This is a genomic window from Mesorhizobium sp. M1312 (assembly GCF_040318115.1).
Classification (GTDB): Bacteria; Pseudomonadota; Alphaproteobacteria; order Rhizobiales; family Rhizobiaceae; genus Mesorhizobium.
Genome location: NZ_JAMYLQ010000009.1, coordinates 1 through 18251, shown reverse-complemented (window position 1 = coordinate 18251; position 18251 = coordinate 1). Strand labels below are relative to the sequence as shown.

Genomic DNA, 18251 nt, shown 5'->3' with positions numbered 1-18251 from the left:
GATGAGGGTCTCTCCACACGGAAGGCCTCGCCGCCCGGAAGCCTCGCGCATCGGCCCGAAAATCGGAATCGATTTTCGGAAAGCACGATGCGCTACTCAAAGCACTAGAGCGTACTTTGTGCGTCCAAATGGACGCACGTCGCTCTAGTGTATACGTTTTTGTTACCTGCCGGAAGTTCCACTCATGAGCACGCCAGAACCCTTTCGCGAAGTGCCGCACCGCGGCCTGATCACCGTTGCGTTGATGCTGGCGACGATCATGCAGGCGCTCGACACCACGATCGCCAACGTCGCGCTGCCGACCATGACCGGCGACCTCGGCGCTTCCCCCGACAACATCAACTGGGTGTTGACCTCCTACATCGTTGCCGCGGCGATCATGACGCCGGTGACCGGCTGGCTGGCCGACCGCTTCGGCCGCAAGGAGCTGTTCCTGACGTCGGTGGTCGGCTTCACCGTCTTCTCCATGCTGTGCGGTCTGGCATGGAGCCTTGAAACCATGGTGCTGTTCCGCCTCATGCAAGGCGTGTTCGGCGCGGCGATCGTGCCGCTGTCGCAGACCTTCCTGCTCGACATCAACCCGAGGGAACGCCACGGCCAGGCGATGGCTATCTGGGGCGCCGGCATCATGCTGGGACCGATCCTTGGGCCGACGCTCGGTGGCTGGTTGACCGAGAATTTCAACTGGCGCTGGGTGTTCTTCATCAACCTTCCGGTCGGCATCCTCGCCTTCCTTGGTATGGCCGCCTACTTGCCGGCCGTTGCAAGGCGGATACGCAGCTTCGATTTCTTCGGCTTCGCCATGCTCTCGCTCGGCGTCGGCGCGCTTCAGCTGATGCTTGATCGCGGCGGTGAGGTCGACTGGTTTTCCTCGGTCGAGATCTGGATCGAACTCGGTTTTTCCATCACCGGCTTCTGGGTGTTCATCATTCACACGTTGACGGCGGAGCAGCCCTTCATCGACCCGAAGATATTCCTCGACCGCAATTTTGTGACCGGACTGGCGTTCATCTTTGTCATGGGCGTGCTCATTTTGGCGAGCATGGCGCTGCTGCCGCCAATGCTGTCGACCATCTTCGGCTATCCGACCCTCACCATCGGTATCGTTATGGGACCACGCGGCGTCGGCACGATGATTGCCATGCTCTTGGTCGGCCGCCTGATGCATAAGGTCGATGCCCGAATCCTCGTCGTCATCGGCTTCCTCCTGACCGCGCAATCGCTATACACAATGTCCGGCTTCTCACCGCAGATGGACAACTGGCCCATCCTCAGCTCCGGCGTCATCCAGGGCCTTGGAATGGGAATGGTGTTCGTGCCGCTGTCGACCGCGGCCTTCGCCACGCTCGACGCGCGCTTCCGCACCGATGCCACGGCGTTATTCAGCCTGGTGCGCAATCTTGGCTCGTCGATCGGCGTATCGGTGGTGACGGTTCTGCTGGTACGCAACACGCAGATCAACCATGCTGAGCTCTCGGCCTACGTCAATCCGTTCAATCCCAACCTCTGGGCGTCGTCGCCGGCAGCGGCGGGCGGCGATCCGACGGCGCTTTCGCAAGTGGACGGCATGGTCAATATCCAAGCGATGATGATCTCTTACGTCAATGACTTCAAGCTGCTGATGATGATGACGCTGCTCGCCATCCCGTTTGTTTTCCTGCTGCGCAAGCCAAAGCCGGGTCCGGCCGCCGGTGGAGCACCTGCCGCGCAAATGGATTGATGAGTGCGGATCGGCGCGACGTGCCGGTCGCGCTTCCTACTTGCCCAGAACGAGGCTCCAGTAGCGCAGCGAGCTGTCGCGGCCGTCCCGCACATAGGCCAGACCGAAGCGCGTGAAGCGCGGGTCGAGCATGTTGCGGCGGTGGCCGGCCGAATGCATCCAGATGTCGAACAGCTTCTGCTGATCGAAACGGCCCTCGGCGATGTTTTCGGCGGCAGCACCGGCAATACCGTTGCCCTTGACGCGCGAAGCAAATCCCTTGCCCCAGCCGGTGGTGTGGGTCATGCGGCCGCCGCGCGCCATATAGCCAGACTGCTGCAGGGCTGCCTGTTCGAGCTGAGGGTCGGGGACAAGCGGTCCAAGACCGGCTGAGGCACGGATGCCCGCCAGTGTTCCGACGGCGGAGGCGGAGACCCCGGCGCCTTCGCCGGTGGGCAGGACGGTGGCGCAGGCAGCGAGCCCGGCCAGCGCGGCGAGGCCGGCAGCCCTAAATAGCATTCGCCTGTTAAAGTTTGATCGGGCATCGGAATTTTCGATTTTGGCAGCGGTCATGCCCGCCTGACATAACGGCAATCATGGCTTTTGCCGGGCAGGCACTCAATATCTCGATCACTGCGCCTTTAGTCGTCCGCGAACCCCGCTGATTGCATGCTACGGCGCGATGTCTCCAAGATAGTCACCCAACCACCGCCATGGCCGCATTGCTCTCGACAAGAGCACTCCTGCCGCAGACCGCTAGCCGGCAGACACTTGGCTGATCCCGGCATCGATCCAGGCACGCGTCTGTTCCAGAACTTCATCCGAAAGCGCGGGATCGTCTATCGCCCGGGCGAGGATCACTGCCCCTACCATCGCTGCCCAGCTTCCGATCGCTGCGCGGCGCCTGTCTGCCGGATCCAACTCCGGGAGCGACTTGCCGATACGGTCGATCTGCGATCGAAGGCCTTCCGTCATGGCCGAGCGCGCAGCCGGGGTCTGATGGCGAATGGCCGCGGCAAGGCCCGCCGTCGGGCAACCACCGGCGGCGTTGTCGCGATGACGGGGCGAAAGATAGGCATCCACATAAGCGCGAAGATCGCGCCCTCCGCCTGAGTCCGCAGCGAGGACATGGGCAAGGGTCTGCGCGATCAGGTCGTCCTTCGAACTGAAATGGCCATAGAAGCCGCCATGGGTGAGCCCGGCGGCGTTCATCACCTCCGCCACGCTGACCGCGTCGAACCCCTTGTCGCGAAACAGCCGGCTGGCAACATCCAGAATTCGGCGACGGTTCTCCGCCATCTGTTCTCGACTGACCTTCATTTCAAAATTCTCCGCCGGCCCCGTTGACATTTACATGATGGTTATCATATTTAGCAGCAATCATGATGATCGTCATGAATATAGAGTCCATCAGAGAAAAGAGCAATGCCATGACCACCATTCCGTCAGTCCTCATAACCGGCGCCTCCACCGGCATCGGAGCCGCCTATGCCGAGCGCTTCGCGCGCCGCGGGCACGACCTCGTGCTGGTTGCCCGTGACATGGCACGAATGGAGGCTCTGGCGGCCCGTCTGCGTCAGGAAAATGGCGTGGCGATCGACATCATTCAGGCTGATCTTACGCAGCCTGCCGAGCTTGCGACGGTAGAGACGAGGCTGCGCGATGACGGCCGCATCGGGATCCTCGTCAACAATGCCGGAACGGCCATCGGCGGAAGCTTTATCGAGCAGAGCACCGATGACGTCGCGCGGCTCGTTGCGCTCAACACGACCGCGCTTCTGCGGCTTGCCAGCGCCATCGCCCCGCGTCTTGCGACGGCCGGCGAAGGGGCGATCGTCAACATCGGCTCCGTGGTCGGCCTGGCGCCGGAGTTCGGCATGACGGTCTACGGCGCAACCAAAGCCTTCGTGCTGTTTCTGTCGCAGGGACTCAGCCTCGAACTCGCGCCGAAGGGTGTCTACGTCCAGGCCGTGCTTCCCGCCACGACGCGCACAGAGATTTGGGAACACGTCGGCGCCGACGTCAACACGCTTTCCAACGTGATGGAGGTGGACGATCTGGTTGATGCGGCGCTGGTCGGCTTCGACCGCCGCGAACCGGTGACCATCCCGCCGCTTCCCGATGCCGGTCAGTGGGACGCGCTTCAGGCCGCGCGCCAGGCCATGCTTCCGAACTATCGGAACGAACATCCCGCCGAGCGGTACCGCACGGTCGCCTGAACACCAACGAAGCCATTTCGACAAACGATCCCGCCGCGGCGGGACAAACAAAGGTGACCTATGAAGAGCAAAACGCTGTTTGAGCCCTATACTCTCGGCTCGCTGACCCTCTCAAATCGGATCGTCATGGCGCCCCTGACGCGCAATCGTGCTGGCCCGGGCTTCGTTCCAGGCGATCTCGCCGCGGAGTATTACGGCCAGCGCGCGGCGGCCGGCCTGCTGATTTCCGAAGCCACGCAGATCTCGCAGCAGGGACAAGGTTACCAGGACACGCCCGGCATCTACTCCCGGGCTCAGATCGACGGCTGGCGCAAGGTCACGACCGCCGTGCACGCCAAGGGCGGGCGGATTTTCCTGCAGCTCTGGCATGTCGGTCGCGTATCGCACGTCGATCTGCAGGAGAACGGCGCCGCGCCCGTGGCGCCCTCGGCGATCCGGGCCGCGACCAAGACGTTCGTGAACAACGGCTTTGCCGACGTGTCGGAGCCCCGCGCGCTTGAGCTCGCCGAGCTTCCGGGGATCGTTAACGATTTCCGGCAAGCAGCCGCGAACGCCATCGAGGCCGGCTTCGATGGCGTCGAGATTCACGGCGCCAACGGCTATCTGCTGGACCAGTTCGCCAAGGACGGCGCGAACGTCCGCACGGATGCTTATGGCGGATCGGTCGAGAACCACGCCCGGCTGATGCTGGAGGTTGCGACTGCGGTGGTCGAGGAGATCGGCGCTGAGCGCACCGGGATCCGGATTTCGCCGATCTCGCCCGCCAACGGCGTCTCGAGCAGCGCCCCCCAGGCGCAGTTCGACTATATCGTCGATCAACTCGACGCGTTGGGCATCGTCTACATCCATGTCGTCGAGGGCGCTACCGGCGGATCGCGCGATGTCGCGCCGTTCGACTTCGGATCGCTCCGACGGCGCTTTAACAACACCTATATCGCCAATAACGGCTATGACCTCGAACTCGCGGCGTCGCGGCTCGCCGAGGGCAAAGCGGACCTGTTCGCCTTCGGGCGCCCGTTCATCGCCAATCCCGACCTTGTGGAACGGCTGAGGACGCGCGCTCCGCTGACGGAGTTCAACCCCGCGACGCTCTATGGCGGCGGCTCCGCTGGCTATACCGACTATCCCGCGATCGCCGCTTCAAGCCGCCCATGAGCCATCGGAGGGCCGCGCCTGCGCGGTGCGTGGCGCGCTGGGAGTTCCACAAGGCGGTCGACGGGCCGCCTATCCCAAGCAGGCGGCGTTGCGGCGCCGGATCGAAAGCGATCCGGACGTGCGGTACGCGCAGGCCATCGAGGATGGCGAAAAGCCGGCGGGTTCGGGTGCCTGTCTTGGCCATATTCCGCTGGCTGAGAGTGATTGAACGCTTCGCTGCCTAGCATACATCAGCCGCGCGGCGCGAACACGCCCTGTGCCGCGCGGCGCGCTCCAACACCACCCGATTCGCGACAAGCACATCGAATTCGGCTATCATGCCATCGCTCTTGAAGTGGCAGCTACGGGCGGCCATCCTGGCGGTGGCCGCCCCCGGATACGGGAGAATGGTTATGGCCAGCTTTCATGTCATGTCGGACGCACGTGGAATGCACGTGCAGCCCACGGTGCGCCGCATCACCACGGCGGACCTGATGGATGCGCTGCGGCTCGGCGTCGAGGATTTCTGGGCAAAGCCATCGCACTACGTGTTCATGTGCCTGATCTATCCGGTGGTCGGACTGATCCTGGCGCGGTGGACGACATCCGGCTCCAACGCTATCCAGCTGCTCTACCCGCTGATGTCCGGCTTCGCCCTGCTTGGACCCTTCGCCGCGATAGGCCTCTACGAGGTCAGCCGCCGCCGCGAACTCGGCATGAACACGTCCTGGTGGCACGCGCTCGACGTGCGCCACTCGCCGGCGCTGCCGGCGATTGCGGTCATCGGCGTCATGCTGGTGGCACTGTTCCTGCTCTGGCTTTACACCGCGCAATCGATCTACACCGGCCTGTTCGGCAATCAGCCGCCCGCCTCGATCGGCGGCTTTGTGCGCGACGTGCTGACAACGCCCAAAGGCTGGACGCTGATCCTGCTCGGCAATGCGGCCGGGTTCGTCTTCGCCGCGATCGTGCTGGCGACGACCGTCGTCGCTTTCCCGCTGCTGCTCGACCGCGATGTCGGCGCGGTCTCGGCAATCGAGACATCGGCACGGGCGGTGATGAAAAATCCGCTGCAGATGGCGCTGTGGGGCCTGATGGTCGCCGTGCTGCTGGTCATCGGATCGATCCCGCTGTTTGCCGGGCTCGCCGTCGTCATGCCCGTGCTTGGCCATGCGACGTGGCACCTCTATCGCAGGGTGGTCGAACCGGAGCGGGCGCAGCAGGACCGGCGGCCGATGTAAGCTAGCGCAGCGGTGCCGCCGCTCTATCTTTGTTCGAGCATCGGATTTTCCCTAAACCGGTGCCCACTTTTGGGTCCGATGCTCTAGTTAACGCTGCGCGTCGGTCGCCATCCTCAGGGCCAGTGAGGTCAGCACCGTGCCCATCATCCAACGCTGGATCACCAGCCATAGCGGCCGGCCGGCCAGGAAGACGGCGATCGAGCCGGCCGTAACCGCGATGATCGCGTTGACGGTGAGGCTGATCGCGATCTGCGTGGTGCCGAGCACCAGAAGCTGCGACAGCACGTGGCCCTTTCCGGGGCTGATGAACTGCGGCAGCAGCGAGAGATAAAGCACTGCCACCTTCGGGTTGAGCAGATTGGTCATGAGGCCCATGGCGAACAATTTGCGCGGCCTGTCCTTCGGCAGTTCCCGGACCTGGAATGGCGAGCGTCCGCCTGGCCTCACCGCTTGCCAGGCAAGCCACAAAAGGTAGAGCGCGCCGGCAAAGCGCAGCGCATCATAGGCGTAAGGCACGGCAAGCAGCAGCGCGGTGATGCCGAATGCCGCCGACAACACGTAGAAGACAAAGCCGAGCGCCACGCCACCGAGCGAGATCAGACCGGCTTTCGGCCCCTGTGACAGCGATCGCGAGATCAAATAGATCATATTCGGGCCAGGCGTCAGCACCATGCCGAGGCAGACCAGCGCGAAGGCGAGATGGTTGGTGGCTTCGGGCACAGGTGCATCTCCGGATGGCGACAAGACCGTCCGCGCCTCCCGATGATCTCCATCCGATGTGCACGGTCAGGCGAACGACCCCAAGTGCCTTCGCTAGTCCGCACGCGCAAGAGCATGACAGCGCAAGCCATTGCGCCAGCCCGTCGCCTCGCCGCTTACATGTCAGCCGACGATGCGCAGGTTCGACAATTCGTTGGCGATTTCCTTGAAATTGTCCGACAGCGTCGCCCCGGTCGCGTTCCAGAACAGCTTGGCCGGCTTGGTCGGATCGGTGGAATCCTTGCGGAAGCGCGAGTCCGAGGAGCATGCCTTCAGCGCGTCGAGTGCTTTCTTGTCGCCGGCATCGGTGGTCGACAGGTCCAGCGCGACTGTCATGACGAGAACGTTCGAATTCTTTGCATTGGCGCAAAGGGTCTGCATCTGCTCGTCCAGCGCGGCGGTGTAGTTGGCGCCGGTGTAGGTGGTCTTGCCGATGTCGGTGCTCGTGTTCATGAACAGGCGCGTCACGCTTCCAGAGCCCGGATATGTCAGGCCGGTGTAGCCGTAAGCGGCATAAGTCGACCTGTTGTTGGCATAGCCGCTGTCGCTGACGGCACTGTAGGTATTGGCGCCGTCAGTCAGCACGATCACCACTTTGTCGTTGCCCCTTTCGGTATTTGGCCGGCCCTCGGTGAAAGGTTCATTGCTCGACACCGTCCGCCAGCCCCAGGCAAGGCCTTCCGGCACGTTGGTGTTTCCGTTCGGCGCCATAGCGTCGATGGCGTTATTGATCTCCTCTTTCTGGGCAATCTGGCTCACGTCCTTGAGCGTCGTTATCGGGTTGGTCGTGCAGGACGCATTCGGGCCGTCGCCCGAGGCGGCCGAGTTCGAACCGTAGGGCTTGACCAGGAAATATTTGCGCATGTCCGACTGCCGCTCGGATGCGGTCGGATTTGCGGTGTAGGGCCAGTCGGCCCACCAGTTGTTGCCGTAACCATAGGACAGATAGGTTACGTCGTTAGCGCCGTCGCGGTTAAAATCGAGCCAGAGGGTGCCAGCCTCGTCCGGCGCAAACATCGGCACAAACAGCGTGGCAGGCGCGGCGGTGTTGGGCGTCGTGTCGTCGTTATTATACGGGTGCGGCCTCGCCTCGACGCAACCCTGCCAACTTGCATAGCGACTGGTGGTGTAGATATATTCCGGAGTGGTCCAGTGGCCGCTGCTGCAGTTGCCTTTTTTGTTATAGGTGTCGCAGATATACTGTTTCGTGTTAGGCACTTCTTCGCGGCCGGACTCGACCGTAATGTCGGCGTAAAGGCTGAAGCGGGTCAGTGGTTGATCCTCGCTGTCGCCCCAGCCGGCGCCGCGCTTGTACCAGACGCCGTTGAGCTTCTCAGCGTATTTGTCTGGATCGTTGGCGGGGGTCATCTTCGTCCAGTCGAAATCCTCGTGCTGGATCGGGGAGATGCCGTCCTGGTCCATCCAGCCATCTTGGTCATGGGTGGGACCGACATTGACCGAAGCAGCGAACGGCACCAGGGAGAACTGCACCGGTTTGCTGACCTGCTTCATCTTTGTGCCTGCAGCGCGAGCGTATCGACAAGCTGCTTGGCGGCAGTCTTCAGCAGGTCTATTCGCTTCGCGCCGGTGCCGGAACCCAGATTATTCATCGAGCCGGAATTATCGAGCACAAGGGCTACTTCCAGTGTGTTCTTGAGGCGGATTTCCGAGCACGCCGTGAAGGTTGTATCGCTGGTGGTCCCGCCGCCAATCAGCATGGCGGCGGCCGGCAGAAAATAGGGGTGATACGTCAGAGCGCTGCAGAGCTTTAACGTGCCGCCACCCGCATTGCTGTTGGGCAGGGTGACGGTGAGCAGCGTATTGGCCGGATCGACAGGGCCGAGATTGGCTTCGAAGAAAGTCTTGGCATAGGCCTTGGCGTCGTCGTCGCTTGCGCCGGAGACGATCTTATGAGCGGTAGCGAGGCCGGCGCCGTCCAGGGCATTCAACGTAGCGTTCTTCTGGCGGAGCAGTTCCGAGTAGTCGACGCTGAGCGCCAAGCCGCCCATGAGCGGCACCATGGTGATGACCGTCATCAGCGTATAGTTGCCACGCCGGTCCCTACCGAATTCTCGGATCATTGTCTTCAGCACCCCGCCAGAACCCCTTTGTCGGCGAGTGATGCCACCAATCCTTAAATTTCAAATTGCTAAAATATGTCCAAGATCAACACACTTTTTCAAAGCTCGTTAACCAGGCCGCCGATGAACGCAATGCCGCCGCCATTGGACCGCCGCGGAGCCTCCGGAATCGGCTAAAGCCTGGAAAACGAAAATTTTTGTGCCGTGCGATCATGCCTTCATTGCGGGGCGGCAATGCTGAACGCGGCGAAAGCTGGTGACACGGTCAAGAGCTTCGGTTAATGCGGTCCGGTCGCTGCGGATCGTCGGCGGCGGCGCTCGCAACCATCATGACCTGGGAAACGACATGGCGGATTCGCCCGATATCATCGGCTCGCTCGCGGATTTGTCGGCAGCCTATTCTGCCATTCTTTGCGACGTGTGGGGTGTGGTCCACAATGGCGAACGACATTTTCCGGCCGCGGCTCTGGCGCTGGCCACCGCACGCGAAGCGAAAATACCTGTGGTGCTGATCACCAATTCGCCACGCCGCAGCGCCGATGTGGTGGCGCAGATGAATGCGATCGGCGTTCCCTCGGCAGCCTACGACCGCGTCGTCACCTCCGGCGATGTAACCCGCGACCTGATCATCGAGGGCCCTCGAAGGATCTTCCATATCGGCGCCGATCGCGATTTCACGCTCTATGACGGGCTTGATGTCGAACTCGTCGAGGAGTTCGAGGCATCCGGCGTGGTCTGCACCGGGCTGTTCGACGACGAGGTCGAGAAGCCGGAGGACTACGCCGATCTTCTGCGACGGCTACGCGCCAGGAACCTGCCTTTCATCTGCGCCAATCCCGACATCGTGGTCGAGCGCGGCGAGCGGATGATCTGGTGCGCCGGGGCCTTGGCCCGCGACTATGCCCAGCTCGGCGGGCGGACGCTGATCGCCGGAAAACCTTATGCCCCGGTCTATGACGTCGCGATGAAGGAGATCGCCGACCTGCTCGGCCACCCGGTCGAGCGCTCGGACGTGCTGGCCATCGGCGACGGCATGATGACCGACATCAAGGGTGCTGCCGACAACGGCTTCGATGTGCTCTACGTGTCGGGCGGCATCCATGCCCGCGACTACGGCGATCCGCTACAACCGGATCCGGCCAGGCTAATTGCCTTTCTGGAAAGGCACGGCTACTGGCCGGTCGCGGTCATTCCGAGACTGCAGTAGGGTCGCTCGATGACGGAAGCCCCGAAATGACGGACGCCTTCGAACGCGTTTCTGCAATCTCGCCGCTGCCGGCCCATTTGCGGGGTGGCGTGGTGGCGATCGGCAATTTCGACGGCGTGCACCGCGGCCACCAGGCGGTGCTCGAGCGCGCGCTTGCCGAGGCCCGCCGGCGCGGCGTGCCGGCTCTGGTTCTGACCTTCGAGCCCCATCCGAGAAAGGTGTTCCGGCCCGGGATACCGCTGTTCGTGCTGACGCCGCCGCCGATGAAGGCACGGCTGTTGTCGTATCTGGGGTTTGCCGCACTCGTCGAACAGCCGTTCACGCGCGACTTCGCCGCACTGTCGGCGGAAGCGTTCGTGACCGACGTGCTGGACAGGAATCTCGGCATCATTCACGCCGTGACCGGCTTCGACTTCCACTTCGGCAAGGACAGGCAAGGCGGCCCGGCCTATCTGATGGCGGCAGGCGAACGACACGGCTTCGGCGTCACCCTGGTTGACGCCTTTCGCGACGAGGGCGCCGAGGTGGTGTCGTCGAGCCGGATCCGGGCGCTGCTTTGCGAAGGCGCGGTGGCCGAGGCGGCCGGCCTGCTCGGCTACCGCTTCACGGTCGAAAGCGAGGTGATCGGCGGCCAGCAGCTTGGCCGAACGCTCGGCTTTCCAACCGCCAATATGAGGCTTTCGCCGGAAGCCACTCTGAAGGAAGGGATTTACGCCGTCCGCTTCCGCCGTGCCGACGGCACGCTTCATGATGGTGTCGCCAGCTTCGGCCGCCGCCCGACCGTCGATGACAGTGGCGCGCCGCTTCTGGAAACCTTCGTCTTCGACTTCTCCGGCGATCTCTACGGCGAGATATGCGCGGTGTCCTTCTTCGGTTTCCTGCGCGCCGAGGTGAAGTTCGACGGGCTCGACGCGCTGGTCGCGCAGATGAAACGTGACGAGGCTGAGGCGAGGGCGCTGCTTGCAGGCGTCAGCCCGCTTTCCGAGCTCGACGCGGCCATTGCTTTCTAAGCATGATCCCGAAAAGTGGGAACCGGTTTTCGGACAAGATCATGCTAAAACAAGGACCTACTTCTTCAGCGCCAGGCCGACCGCAATGAAGGCCCAACCCTGGAAGATCAGGTCGACGGCAAGAAACAGCCCCAGCACCCATACGCTGTTGACTGGCCAGCCCATAGCGATGACCAAGCCTGCCAGCGCGCTGATGACGCCGGCCGCCACCAGCCAGCCCCAGCCTTTTTCCGGTCTGTGCTTGTACCCGACCCAAGCCCTGAGCACGCCAGAAGCGAGAAGGGCACCGCCAGCAGGAAGGTCAGCACCGCCGACGCCAGCAGCGGATTATAGAAGGCGAAGAACCCGGCGACTGCATAGAGAAGGCCGCTGAGCAGCCAGTAGAAGAACCGGCTCCATGTCTTCACACCGAAGGCATGCATGATCTCGATGGCGCCGGCCATCAGCATCAGCCAGCCGACGACATAGACCGAGGCGACCGTGGCGATGAACAGATTGCCGAATGCGATGCCGCCGAGGATCAGCAGCAGCACGCCGAGCCCGACGAACCATCCCCATTTCGCCCGCGTCTGACCAATCGCATCCTTTAGAGCATCGCCTTGCAGGGTCATTGCCGCCATCTCCATCGAGGTCGCCTGGCATCTTGCCGATTTGGAGGGTAGCGCCGAAGGCCTTGCTCGTCCAGCGAGCAGCTTGCACCGGACGCACGCCAAAAAAGCGAGGCAGCGTTTCGAATTTAAATCAAAGTTTACTGAACCGGCGCCATGGCTCTTGGCCAGGCCGGTTGTTCCCGCCGGCATTTCGTGCGTATGGAGTGACGATGCGTTCTGTCAGAGTGTTTCAGGTGGTCTTGGCCAGCTTCGTGCTGGGCGCGCCCGGTGCCGCCGAAGCCGGCGAGGGCGCTTTGGGCTGGCTGTCCGGCGACTGGTATCTGACGGTCGGCGCGACGGGCTTGGTCGCCCCGGATTTCGAGGGCAGCAAGAGCTATATGCTCAGCGCCCAGCCGATCATCTCGCTCGGCAAGGCTGGCCCTCAGGCCCGCTTCACCTCGCGCAACGACAACATTTCGCTGGCGTTGATCGACGACGGCGGCCTCCGCGCCGGCCTGGCCGGAAAATTGCTGTTTTCGCGCGATGGCGACGATGCCGACGAGCTGAAAGGCCTCGATCCGGTGCGCTGGGGTGGCGAAGCCGGCGGCTTCTTCGAATTCTATCCTTTTGACTGGTTGCGCGCCCGCGCCGAATTGCGGCACGGCATTCGCGCCCATAGCGGCTTTGTCGCCGACATCGCCGCCGACGCCTTCTATGATGTGACGCCGGACGTCAGAATTTCGGGCGGGCCGCGCGTCTCGTTTGCCTCGTCAGACTATTTCGACGCCTATTATGGCGTCAACGCCGAGGAAGCCGTGGCTTCGGGCCTCAGCCAATACCGTCCGGGCGGCGGCGTGAAGTCGGCGGGTCTCGGCGGCGCGGTGACCTGGAAAGTGACCGAGCCGATGACGGCCAGCCTGTTCGGCGAATATTCACGCCTGATGGGCCCGGCGGCCGATTCCAGCCTGGTCAAGGAGCGCGGCTCCAGAGATCAGTTCATGATCGGCGTATCGACGACCTATCGCTTCGATTTCTCGATGTGAGTGCTTAGTCCGGCAATCGCGTATCGGCCGGATGCATTATGACGTCATTAGCTGCAATGAAGGCACCGAGAGTTCGGGCTTTTCAATATCGCCTGTCTCGGTTAAAAGCCCAGGCATGACGAGCGTTTCGCGCCCTCTAGCGATTGCGATACGAATTACGAGCCCGGTGTTCCGGACGGCTTGAGCGCCGCCGGAGCCGCCGGGAATTTTGCGCGCGGCCTCTCGCGCTTTTTTCAGATCATGATAGTTCAACGCCCGGGCTCCTTTGCCGCCGGGCAACGCATATGGCAGACCGATGACCGATACCCCAATGACCGATACTGTTGAAACGATCGATTATTCCAAAACGCTTTATCTGCCGCAGACGGATTTTCCGATGCGCGCCGGCTTGCCCGAGAAGGAGCCGCTGCTGGTCAAGCGCTGGCAGGACATGGACCTTTACCGCAAGCTGCGCGAAAATGCTGCCGGCCGCGAGAAATACGTGCTGCATGACGGCCCGCCCTACGCCAACGGCAACATCCATATCGGCCACGCGCTGAACAAGATCCTCAAGGACGTCATCACCCGCTCGTTCCAGATGCGCGGCTACGATTCGAACTACGTGCCCGGCTGGGATTGCCACGGCCTGCCGATCGAATGGAAAATCGAGGAGCAATACCGCGCCAAGGGCAAGAACAAGGACGAGGTTCCGGTCAACGAGTTCCGCAAGGAATGCCGCGAGTTCGCCGCGCACTGGATCAAGGTGCAGGGCGCAGAATTCCAGCGGCTGGGAGTCGTCGGCGATTTCGACAATCCCTATACGACGATGGCGTTTCATGCCGAGGCGCGCATCGCCGGCGAACTGTTGAAATTCGCCATGTCGGGCCAGCTCTATCGCGGCTCCAAGCCCGTGATGTGGAGCGTGGTCGAGCGCACCGCACTGGCTGAGGCCGAGGTCGAATACCAGGACTACGAGAGCGATACGATCTGGGCGAAGTTTCCGGTCGTCAGCCTTGCCCGGCAAGTCACTAGCGTCGAAGATGGACAGCCAGCTTTGGATCCAAAGCTGACGCAGACGTCCCTGGACTTGCTGAAGGCCCATGTCGTCATCTGGACGACCACCCCGTGGACCATCCCCGGCAACCGTGCCGTGAACTATTCGCCACGCATCAATTATGGCCTCTACGAGGTCACAGCGGCAGAGAACGCTTTCGGGCCGCAGCCTGGCGAAAGGCTGATCTTTGCCGACGCGCTGGCGGAAGAGTCTGCGATCAAAGCCAAAGTGACGATGAATCGTCTCCGCAGCGTTTCGGCGGAAGAGCTTGGAAGCCTTACGCTTTCTCATCCCTTCAAAGGTTTGAATGGCGGCTACGAATTCCCCGTCCCAATGCTCGCCGGCGAGCATGTCACCGACGAGGCCGGCACCGGTTTCGTCCACACCGCGCCGGGCCACGGCCGCGAGGATTTCGACGCCTGGATGGATGCAGCACAGGACTTGCGCCAGCGCGGCATCGATACCGCGATCCCGTTCACCGTCGATGATGCCGGCTTCTTCACCAAGGACGCGCCGGGCTTTGGCGCGGACCGCGAGGGCGGAGCGGCGGGTGTCATCGACGACAACGGCAAGAAGGGCAATGCCAACCAGGCGGTCATCGACGAGCTGATCCAGCGCAACGCGCTGTTCGCGCGCGGGCGGTTGAAGCATTCCTATCCGCATTCCTGGCGGTCGAAGAAGCCGATCATCTTCCGCAACACGCCGCAATGGTTCGTCTACATGGACAAGGAGCTGGGCGACGGCACGACGCTGCGCAGCCGTGCCTTGAAGGCGATCGACGACACCCGCTTCGTCCCGGCCGCCGGCCAGAACCGCATCCGCGCCATGATCGAGGAGCGCCCCGATTGGGTGCTGTCGCGCCAGCGCGCCTGGGGCGTGCCGATCGCCGTCTTCGCCGATGCCGACGGCAACGTTCTGCGCGATGAGGCGGTCAACCAGCGCATCATGGACGCCTTCGAAAAGGAAGGCGCCGACGCCTGGTTTGCGCCCGGCGCCAAAGAGCGTTTCCTCGGCAATCACGATGCCTCGAAATGGCAGCAGGTGATGGACATCCTCGACGTCTGGTTCGATTCCGGCTCGACCCATGCCTTCACCCTGGAGGATCGTCCGGACCTGAAATGGCCGGCCGACGTCTATCTCGAAGGCTCCGACCAGCATCGCGGCTGGTTCCACTCCTCGCTGCTCGAAAGCTGCGGCACCAGGGGCAGGGCACCCTACGACACCGTCGTCACCCATGGTTTCACCATGGACGAGGAGGGGCGGAAAATGTCGAAGTCGCTCGGCAATACAGTCGTGCCGCAGGACGTCATCAAGCAATCGGGCGCCGATATCCTGCGACTATGGGTGGTGACGACCGACTACTGGGAAGATCAGCGGCTCGGCAAGAACGTGCTGCAGACCAACATCGACGCCTATCGCAAGCTCCGCAACACCATCCGCTGGATGCTGGGCACGCTTGCCCATGACGATGGCGAGGAAGTGCCGCTGGACAAGATGCCGGAGCTGGAGCGGCTGATGCTGCACCGGCTTTCCGAACTCGATGAAGTCGTGCGCGCCGGCTATGACGCCTTCGAGTTCAAGCGCATCACCCGCACGCTGCTCGATTTCATGGTGGTCGAACTGTCGGCCTTCTATTTCGACATCCGCAAGGACGCGCTCTACTGCGAAGCGCCGTCCAGCGTGAAGCGCAAGGCGTCCGTGCAGGTGGTACGCCATCTGTTCGATTGCCTCGTGAAATGGCTGGCGCCGATGCTGCCTTTCACCATGGAGGAAGCCTGGCTCGACCGTCACCCGAACGCCCTCTCGGTGCATCTCGACCAATTCCCGCAAATCCCGGCCGACTGGAAGAACGAGGCGCTGGCGGAAAAATGGCGCAAGGTGCGGCAGGTCCGCCGTGTCGTCACCGGCGCGCTGGAGATCGCACGCGCCCAGAAGGTCATCGGCTCGTCGCTGGAAGCGGTGCCGGTCGTCACGCTCGATGATGCGGCGCTCGAAGCGGCGATCGCCGATGTCGACATGGCCGAAATGGCGATCACCAGCGATTTGGTCGTTGCGTATGGCAACGCGCCTTCTGGCGCCTTCACGCTGGACGACGTCAAGGGCGTCGCCGTGGTGGTCGAGAAGGCCGAGGACCGGGGTCTGGTCAAATGCGCGCGGTCATGGCGCTACACATCCGATGTCGGGCGGGACAAGGAATTCCCCGACGTTTCCGCGCGCGACGCAGCGGTTCTGCATGAATTGAAGGCGCTTGGCCGTACATAAGGCGGTGCACAAATGCCACGGCGGGGGGCTGATCGGCCCCCGCTCGTTGCCCTTAACGAGTGGTTGAGGTAAACACGCGAAACTCCGGACGACAAATTGTCGCCGGATTTCCGTCGGAAGAGCATAGGCGATGGGGACCGGACCTTTGGCCGGTGGCGATCGAGAGGCTGTCTAGAGTGGGACTTTTTGGCATGACCGAAAGAACTTGCGCGCGCGTTGCGCTGCTGGCGCCGCTTGTCGTATCCGGCTTGGCCCTGTCCGGCTGCATGGGCTCGCCGACCTACGGGACCGACAAGACCGCCTCCGCCCAGCTTGCCGGCGATCTCACCAGCGCTTTTTCAGTCATGCCGAAGAACAAGGAAAAGATCGATTACAAGCCGCGTCCCGAACTGGTGAAGCCGGCGCCGGGTCAGAAGGAACTGCCGCCGCCGCAGGATAGCATCGCGACGGCAAGCGCCGATTGGCCGGAATCGCCCGAGCAACGCCGGGCTCGCCTGCGCGCCGAGGCCACGCTCAATCAGGACGATCCGTCCTACCAGGCGCAGATCGTCGATGACGTCCAGACGGATCCGGCGGCGATCAAAGCTGCGATGGCGCAGTCGGCTTCCAGTCATCCGCCGGCCTGGACGCCAGCGGATTCGGACAAGGGCCGCGCCGCCGAGGTCAAGCGCCGCCTCGCCGAAGCCAAGCAGGGTGATCCGAACAGCCGCAGATATCTGAGCGAGCCGCCGGTGCAATACCGCGCCGCTGCCGCCACCGCGCCGGTGGACGACCTCGGCGAGGACGAGTACAAGAAAGAACGCCGCCTCAAGAAGGAAGCGGCCGCCAAGAACAAGAGCGGCGGCATGTTCGACTGGCTGCCGTGGTAAGCTGCCGGCGCTAGGGAAAGCTGGCGACGCTACGGTTCGCGTCGTCCCCTGAAAAAATCCTTCAGAAGCAGCGCCGCGTCGCTCTCGGCCATGCCTGGATAAATGTCTGGCACATGGTGGCAGGTCGGTGAGGCGAAGAAGCGCACGCCGTTGACTACAGCGCCGCCCTTCTCGTCGGCGGCGCCGAAATAAAGCCGGCGCAACCTGGCGAAGGAAATGGCGCCGGCGCACATGGCGCAGGGCTCCAGCGTCACATAGAGATCGTGGCCGGTGAGCCGCTCGCTCGACAGCTTGCGGCAGGCCTCGCGGATCGCCAGCATCTCGGCATGGGCGGTGGGGTCGGCAAGCTCGCGGGTGCCGTTGCCGGCACTGGCAACGACCGTATCGCCGCTGGCGATGACCGCGCCGACCGGCACTTCGCCGCGCAGGGCGGCGGCTTCGGCCTCCTTCAGCGCCAGCGCCATGAAATCCGGCCGCTTCAAGCGGTTTCCATTTCCTATTATCTCCTCGCTACTGAGGCGTGATGCTGTTATCTACCCGCCCAAACGAGCAAAGGCCACATGGACGACAAAAACAAGAAATTCCCGCGCCAAAAGGGTCCGGGCAAGAGCGGCCCGAAACCGTCGGGCCCGCGTGGGCGTGATGCCGCTGCCGGCAAGGGCGGTAAGCCGTCCTTCGGCGCGAAAAAGCCTTATGCGCCGCGCGGCGACCGCCCGATGGCGGCTGACGGCGAGCGGCCAAAGCGTGACTTCAAAAGTGGCGATAGGCCGTTCAGCAAGGGGCCTCGCCCTGAAGGCAAGCCCTATGAAAAGCGGGAAGGGGCGCGCAAGCCCTACGCGCCACGCGGCGAGCGCCCGATGGGCGCCGACGGCGAGCGCCCGAAGCCCGACTTCAAAAGTGGCGACAGGCCATTCAGCAAAGGGCCGCGTCCAGAAGGCAAGCCTTATGAGAAGCGCGAAGGTCCGCGCAAGCCCTACGCGCCGCGCGGTGACCGACCGATAGCTGCCGACGGCGAGCGGCCGAAGCCCGACTTCAAAAGTGGCGACAGGCCATTCAGCAAAGGGCCGCGTCCAGAAGGCAAGCCTTATGAGAAGCGCGAAGGTC

The 18251-nt window shown here is 63.0% G+C and carries 16 protein-coding genes and 2 pseudogenes; 11 read left to right on the top strand and 7 right to left on the bottom strand.

Going from position 1 to position 18251, the window contains the following annotated elements; genetic code table 11:
* The first annotated feature begins 184 nt into the window (after positions 1 to 184).
* Entirely contained in the window at positions 185 to 1720 is a 1536-nt protein-coding gene (locus NKH36_RS12775; protein WP_352960074.1) for a DHA2 family efflux MFS transporter permease subunit, read from the top strand.
* A 36-nt stretch (positions 1721 to 1756) separates the two neighbouring features.
* Here the strand turns inward: NKH36_RS12775 and NKH36_RS12770 are convergent, their stop codons facing one another.
* Positions 1757 to 2272, bottom strand: a complete 516-nt coding sequence (locus NKH36_RS12770) for a CAP domain-containing protein (RefSeq protein WP_352960076.1) — start codon at positions 2270 to 2272, stop codon at positions 1757 to 1759.
* A 183-nt stretch (positions 2273 to 2455) separates the two neighbouring features.
* Positions 2456 to 3019 carry a TetR/AcrR family transcriptional regulator gene (locus NKH36_RS12765; RefSeq protein WP_352960078.1) on the bottom strand — a complete coding sequence of 188 codons (564 nt, stop codon included), beginning with the start codon at positions 3017 to 3019 and terminating at the stop codon, positions 2456 to 2458.
* Between the two features lie 110 nt (positions 3020 to 3129).
* On the opposite strand from NKH36_RS12765, the gene NKH36_RS12760 reads away from it, so the two are divergent.
* The 4 genes from NKH36_RS12760 to NKH36_RS12745 all read left to right on the top strand — a co-directional run bounded on the left by NKH36_RS12760 (position 3130) and on the right by NKH36_RS12745 (position 6293).
* Positions 3130 to 3918: an SDR family NAD(P)-dependent oxidoreductase gene (locus NKH36_RS12760; protein ID WP_352960080.1), complete on the top strand. Its 789-nt coding sequence runs from the start codon at positions 3130 to 3132 to the stop codon at positions 3916 to 3918.
* A 60-nt stretch (positions 3919 to 3978) separates the two neighbouring features.
* A complete protein-coding gene (locus NKH36_RS12755) occupies positions 3979 to 5073 on the top strand; it encodes an alkene reductase (protein ID WP_352960082.1) in 1095 nt (364 codons plus the stop codon).
* A 25-nt stretch (positions 5074 to 5098) separates the two neighbouring features.
* Positions 5099 to 5281, top strand: a complete 183-nt coding sequence (locus tag NKH36_RS12750) for a hypothetical protein (protein ID WP_352962340.1) — start codon at positions 5099 to 5101, stop codon at positions 5279 to 5281.
* Positions 5282 to 5465: 184 nt separating this feature from the next.
* The gene (locus tag NKH36_RS12745; RefSeq protein ID WP_352962338.1) at positions 5466 to 6293 is read left to right on the top strand and encodes a DUF2189 domain-containing protein; all 828 of its coding nucleotides are present in this window, start codon (positions 5466 to 5468) and stop codon (positions 6291 to 6293) included.
* Positions 6294 to 6380: 87 nt separating this feature from the next.
* Here NKH36_RS12745 and NKH36_RS12740 read toward each other — a convergent pair whose 3' ends face one another.
* Both NKH36_RS12740 and NKH36_RS12735 read right to left on the bottom strand, forming a co-directional pair.
* Entirely contained in the window at positions 6381 to 7013 is a 633-nt protein-coding gene (locus NKH36_RS12740) for a LysE family translocator (RefSeq protein ID WP_352960086.1), read from the bottom strand.
* 162 nt (positions 7014 to 7175) lie between these two features.
* Positions 7176 to 9133 (bottom strand): annotated as a pseudogene (locus tag NKH36_RS12735) (TadE/TadG family type IV pilus assembly protein).
* A 346-nt stretch (positions 9134 to 9479) separates the two neighbouring features.
* On the opposite strand from NKH36_RS12735, the gene NKH36_RS12730 reads away from it, so the two are divergent.
* Together NKH36_RS12730 and NKH36_RS12725 are read left to right on the top strand one after the other, a co-directional pair.
* A complete protein-coding gene (locus tag NKH36_RS12730) occupies positions 9480 to 10340 on the top strand; it encodes a TIGR01459 family HAD-type hydrolase (protein WP_352960088.1) in 861 nt (286 codons plus the stop codon).
* A gap of 26 nt (positions 10341 to 10366) precedes the next feature.
* Positions 10367 to 11350, top strand: coding sequence for a bifunctional riboflavin kinase/FAD synthetase (locus tag NKH36_RS12725; protein ID WP_352960090.1), 984 nt, complete (start codon positions 10367 to 10369; stop codon positions 11348 to 11350).
* Between the two features lie 107 nt (positions 11351 to 11457).
* Here NKH36_RS12725 and NKH36_RS12720 read toward each other — a convergent pair whose 3' ends face one another.
* Positions 11458 to 11961 carry an HdeD family acid-resistance protein gene (locus tag NKH36_RS12720; RefSeq protein ID WP_352960092.1) on the bottom strand — a complete coding sequence of 168 codons (504 nt, stop codon included), beginning with the start codon at positions 11959 to 11961 and terminating at the stop codon, positions 11458 to 11460.
* Positions 11962 to 12170: 209 nt separating this feature from the next.
* On the opposite strand from NKH36_RS12720, the gene NKH36_RS12715 reads away from it, so the two are divergent.
* Positions 12171 to 12983 (top strand): MipA/OmpV family protein, encoded by an 813-nt coding sequence (locus NKH36_RS12715; RefSeq protein ID WP_352960094.1) that lies wholly within the window; start codon positions 12171 to 12173, stop codon positions 12981 to 12983.
* 36 nt (positions 12984 to 13019) lie between these two features.
* Here NKH36_RS12715 and NKH36_RS12710 read toward each other — a convergent pair whose 3' ends face one another.
* The gene (locus tag NKH36_RS12710; protein WP_352960096.1) at positions 13020 to 13235 is read right to left on the bottom strand and encodes a hypothetical protein; all 216 of its coding nucleotides are present in this window, start codon (positions 13233 to 13235) and stop codon (positions 13020 to 13022) included.
* Between the two features lie 58 nt (positions 13236 to 13293).
* Between NKH36_RS12710 and ileS the strand changes: the two genes are divergently transcribed.
* Entirely contained in the window at positions 13294 to 16278 is a 2985-nt protein-coding gene (ileS, locus tag NKH36_RS12705) for an isoleucine--tRNA ligase (RefSeq protein ID WP_352960098.1), read from the top strand.
* A 191-nt stretch (positions 16279 to 16469) separates the two neighbouring features.
* A complete protein-coding gene (locus NKH36_RS12700; RefSeq protein WP_352960100.1) occupies positions 16470 to 17147 on the top strand; it encodes a hypothetical protein in 678 nt (225 codons plus the stop codon).
* Between the two features lie 29 nt (positions 17148 to 17176).
* Here the strand turns inward: NKH36_RS12700 and NKH36_RS12695 are convergent, their stop codons facing one another.
* A complete protein-coding gene (locus tag NKH36_RS12695) occupies positions 17177 to 17629 on the bottom strand; it encodes a nucleoside deaminase (RefSeq protein WP_352960102.1) in 453 nt (150 codons plus the stop codon).
* Between the two features lie 78 nt (positions 17630 to 17707).
* Between NKH36_RS12695 and NKH36_RS12690 the strand changes: the two are divergent.
* A pseudogene (locus NKH36_RS12690) lies at positions 17708 to 18251 on the top strand (pseudouridine synthase); the annotation flags it as partial.

Coding starts and splice junctions, on each gene's coding strand:
- NKH36_RS12775 (WP_352960074.1), top strand. CDS start 185: ATGAGCACGCCAGAACCCTTTCGCGAAGTGCCGCACCGCGGCCTGATC.
- NKH36_RS12770 (WP_352960076.1), bottom strand. CDS start 2,272: ATGACCGCTGCCAAAATCGAAAATTCCGATGCCCGATCAAACTTTAAC.
- NKH36_RS12765 (WP_352960078.1), bottom strand. CDS start 3,019: ATGAAGGTCAGTCGAGAACAGATGGCGGAGAACCGTCGCCGAATTCTG.
- NKH36_RS12760 (WP_352960080.1), top strand. CDS start 3,130: ATGACCACCATTCCGTCAGTCCTCATAACCGGCGCCTCCACCGGCATC.
- NKH36_RS12755 (WP_352960082.1), top strand. CDS start 3,979: ATGAAGAGCAAAACGCTGTTTGAGCCCTATACTCTCGGCTCGCTGACC.
- NKH36_RS12745 (WP_352962338.1), top strand. CDS start 5,466: ATGGCCAGCTTTCATGTCATGTCGGACGCACGTGGAATGCACGTGCAG.
- NKH36_RS12730 (WP_352960088.1), top strand. CDS start 9,480: ATGGCGGATTCGCCCGATATCATCGGCTCGCTCGCGGATTTGTCGGCA.
- NKH36_RS12725 (WP_352960090.1), top strand. CDS start 10,367: ATGACGGACGCCTTCGAACGCGTTTCTGCAATCTCGCCGCTGCCGGCC.
- NKH36_RS12720 (WP_352960092.1), bottom strand. CDS start 11,961: ATGACCCTGCAAGGCGATGCTCTAAAGGATGCGATTGGTCAGACGCGG.
- NKH36_RS12715 (WP_352960094.1), top strand. CDS start 12,171: ATGCGTTCTGTCAGAGTGTTTCAGGTGGTCTTGGCCAGCTTCGTGCTG.
- ileS (WP_352960098.1), top strand. CDS start 13,294: ATGACCGATACTGTTGAAACGATCGATTATTCCAAAACGCTTTATCTG.
- NKH36_RS12700 (WP_352960100.1), top strand. CDS start 16,470: ATGACCGAAAGAACTTGCGCGCGCGTTGCGCTGCTGGCGCCGCTTGTC.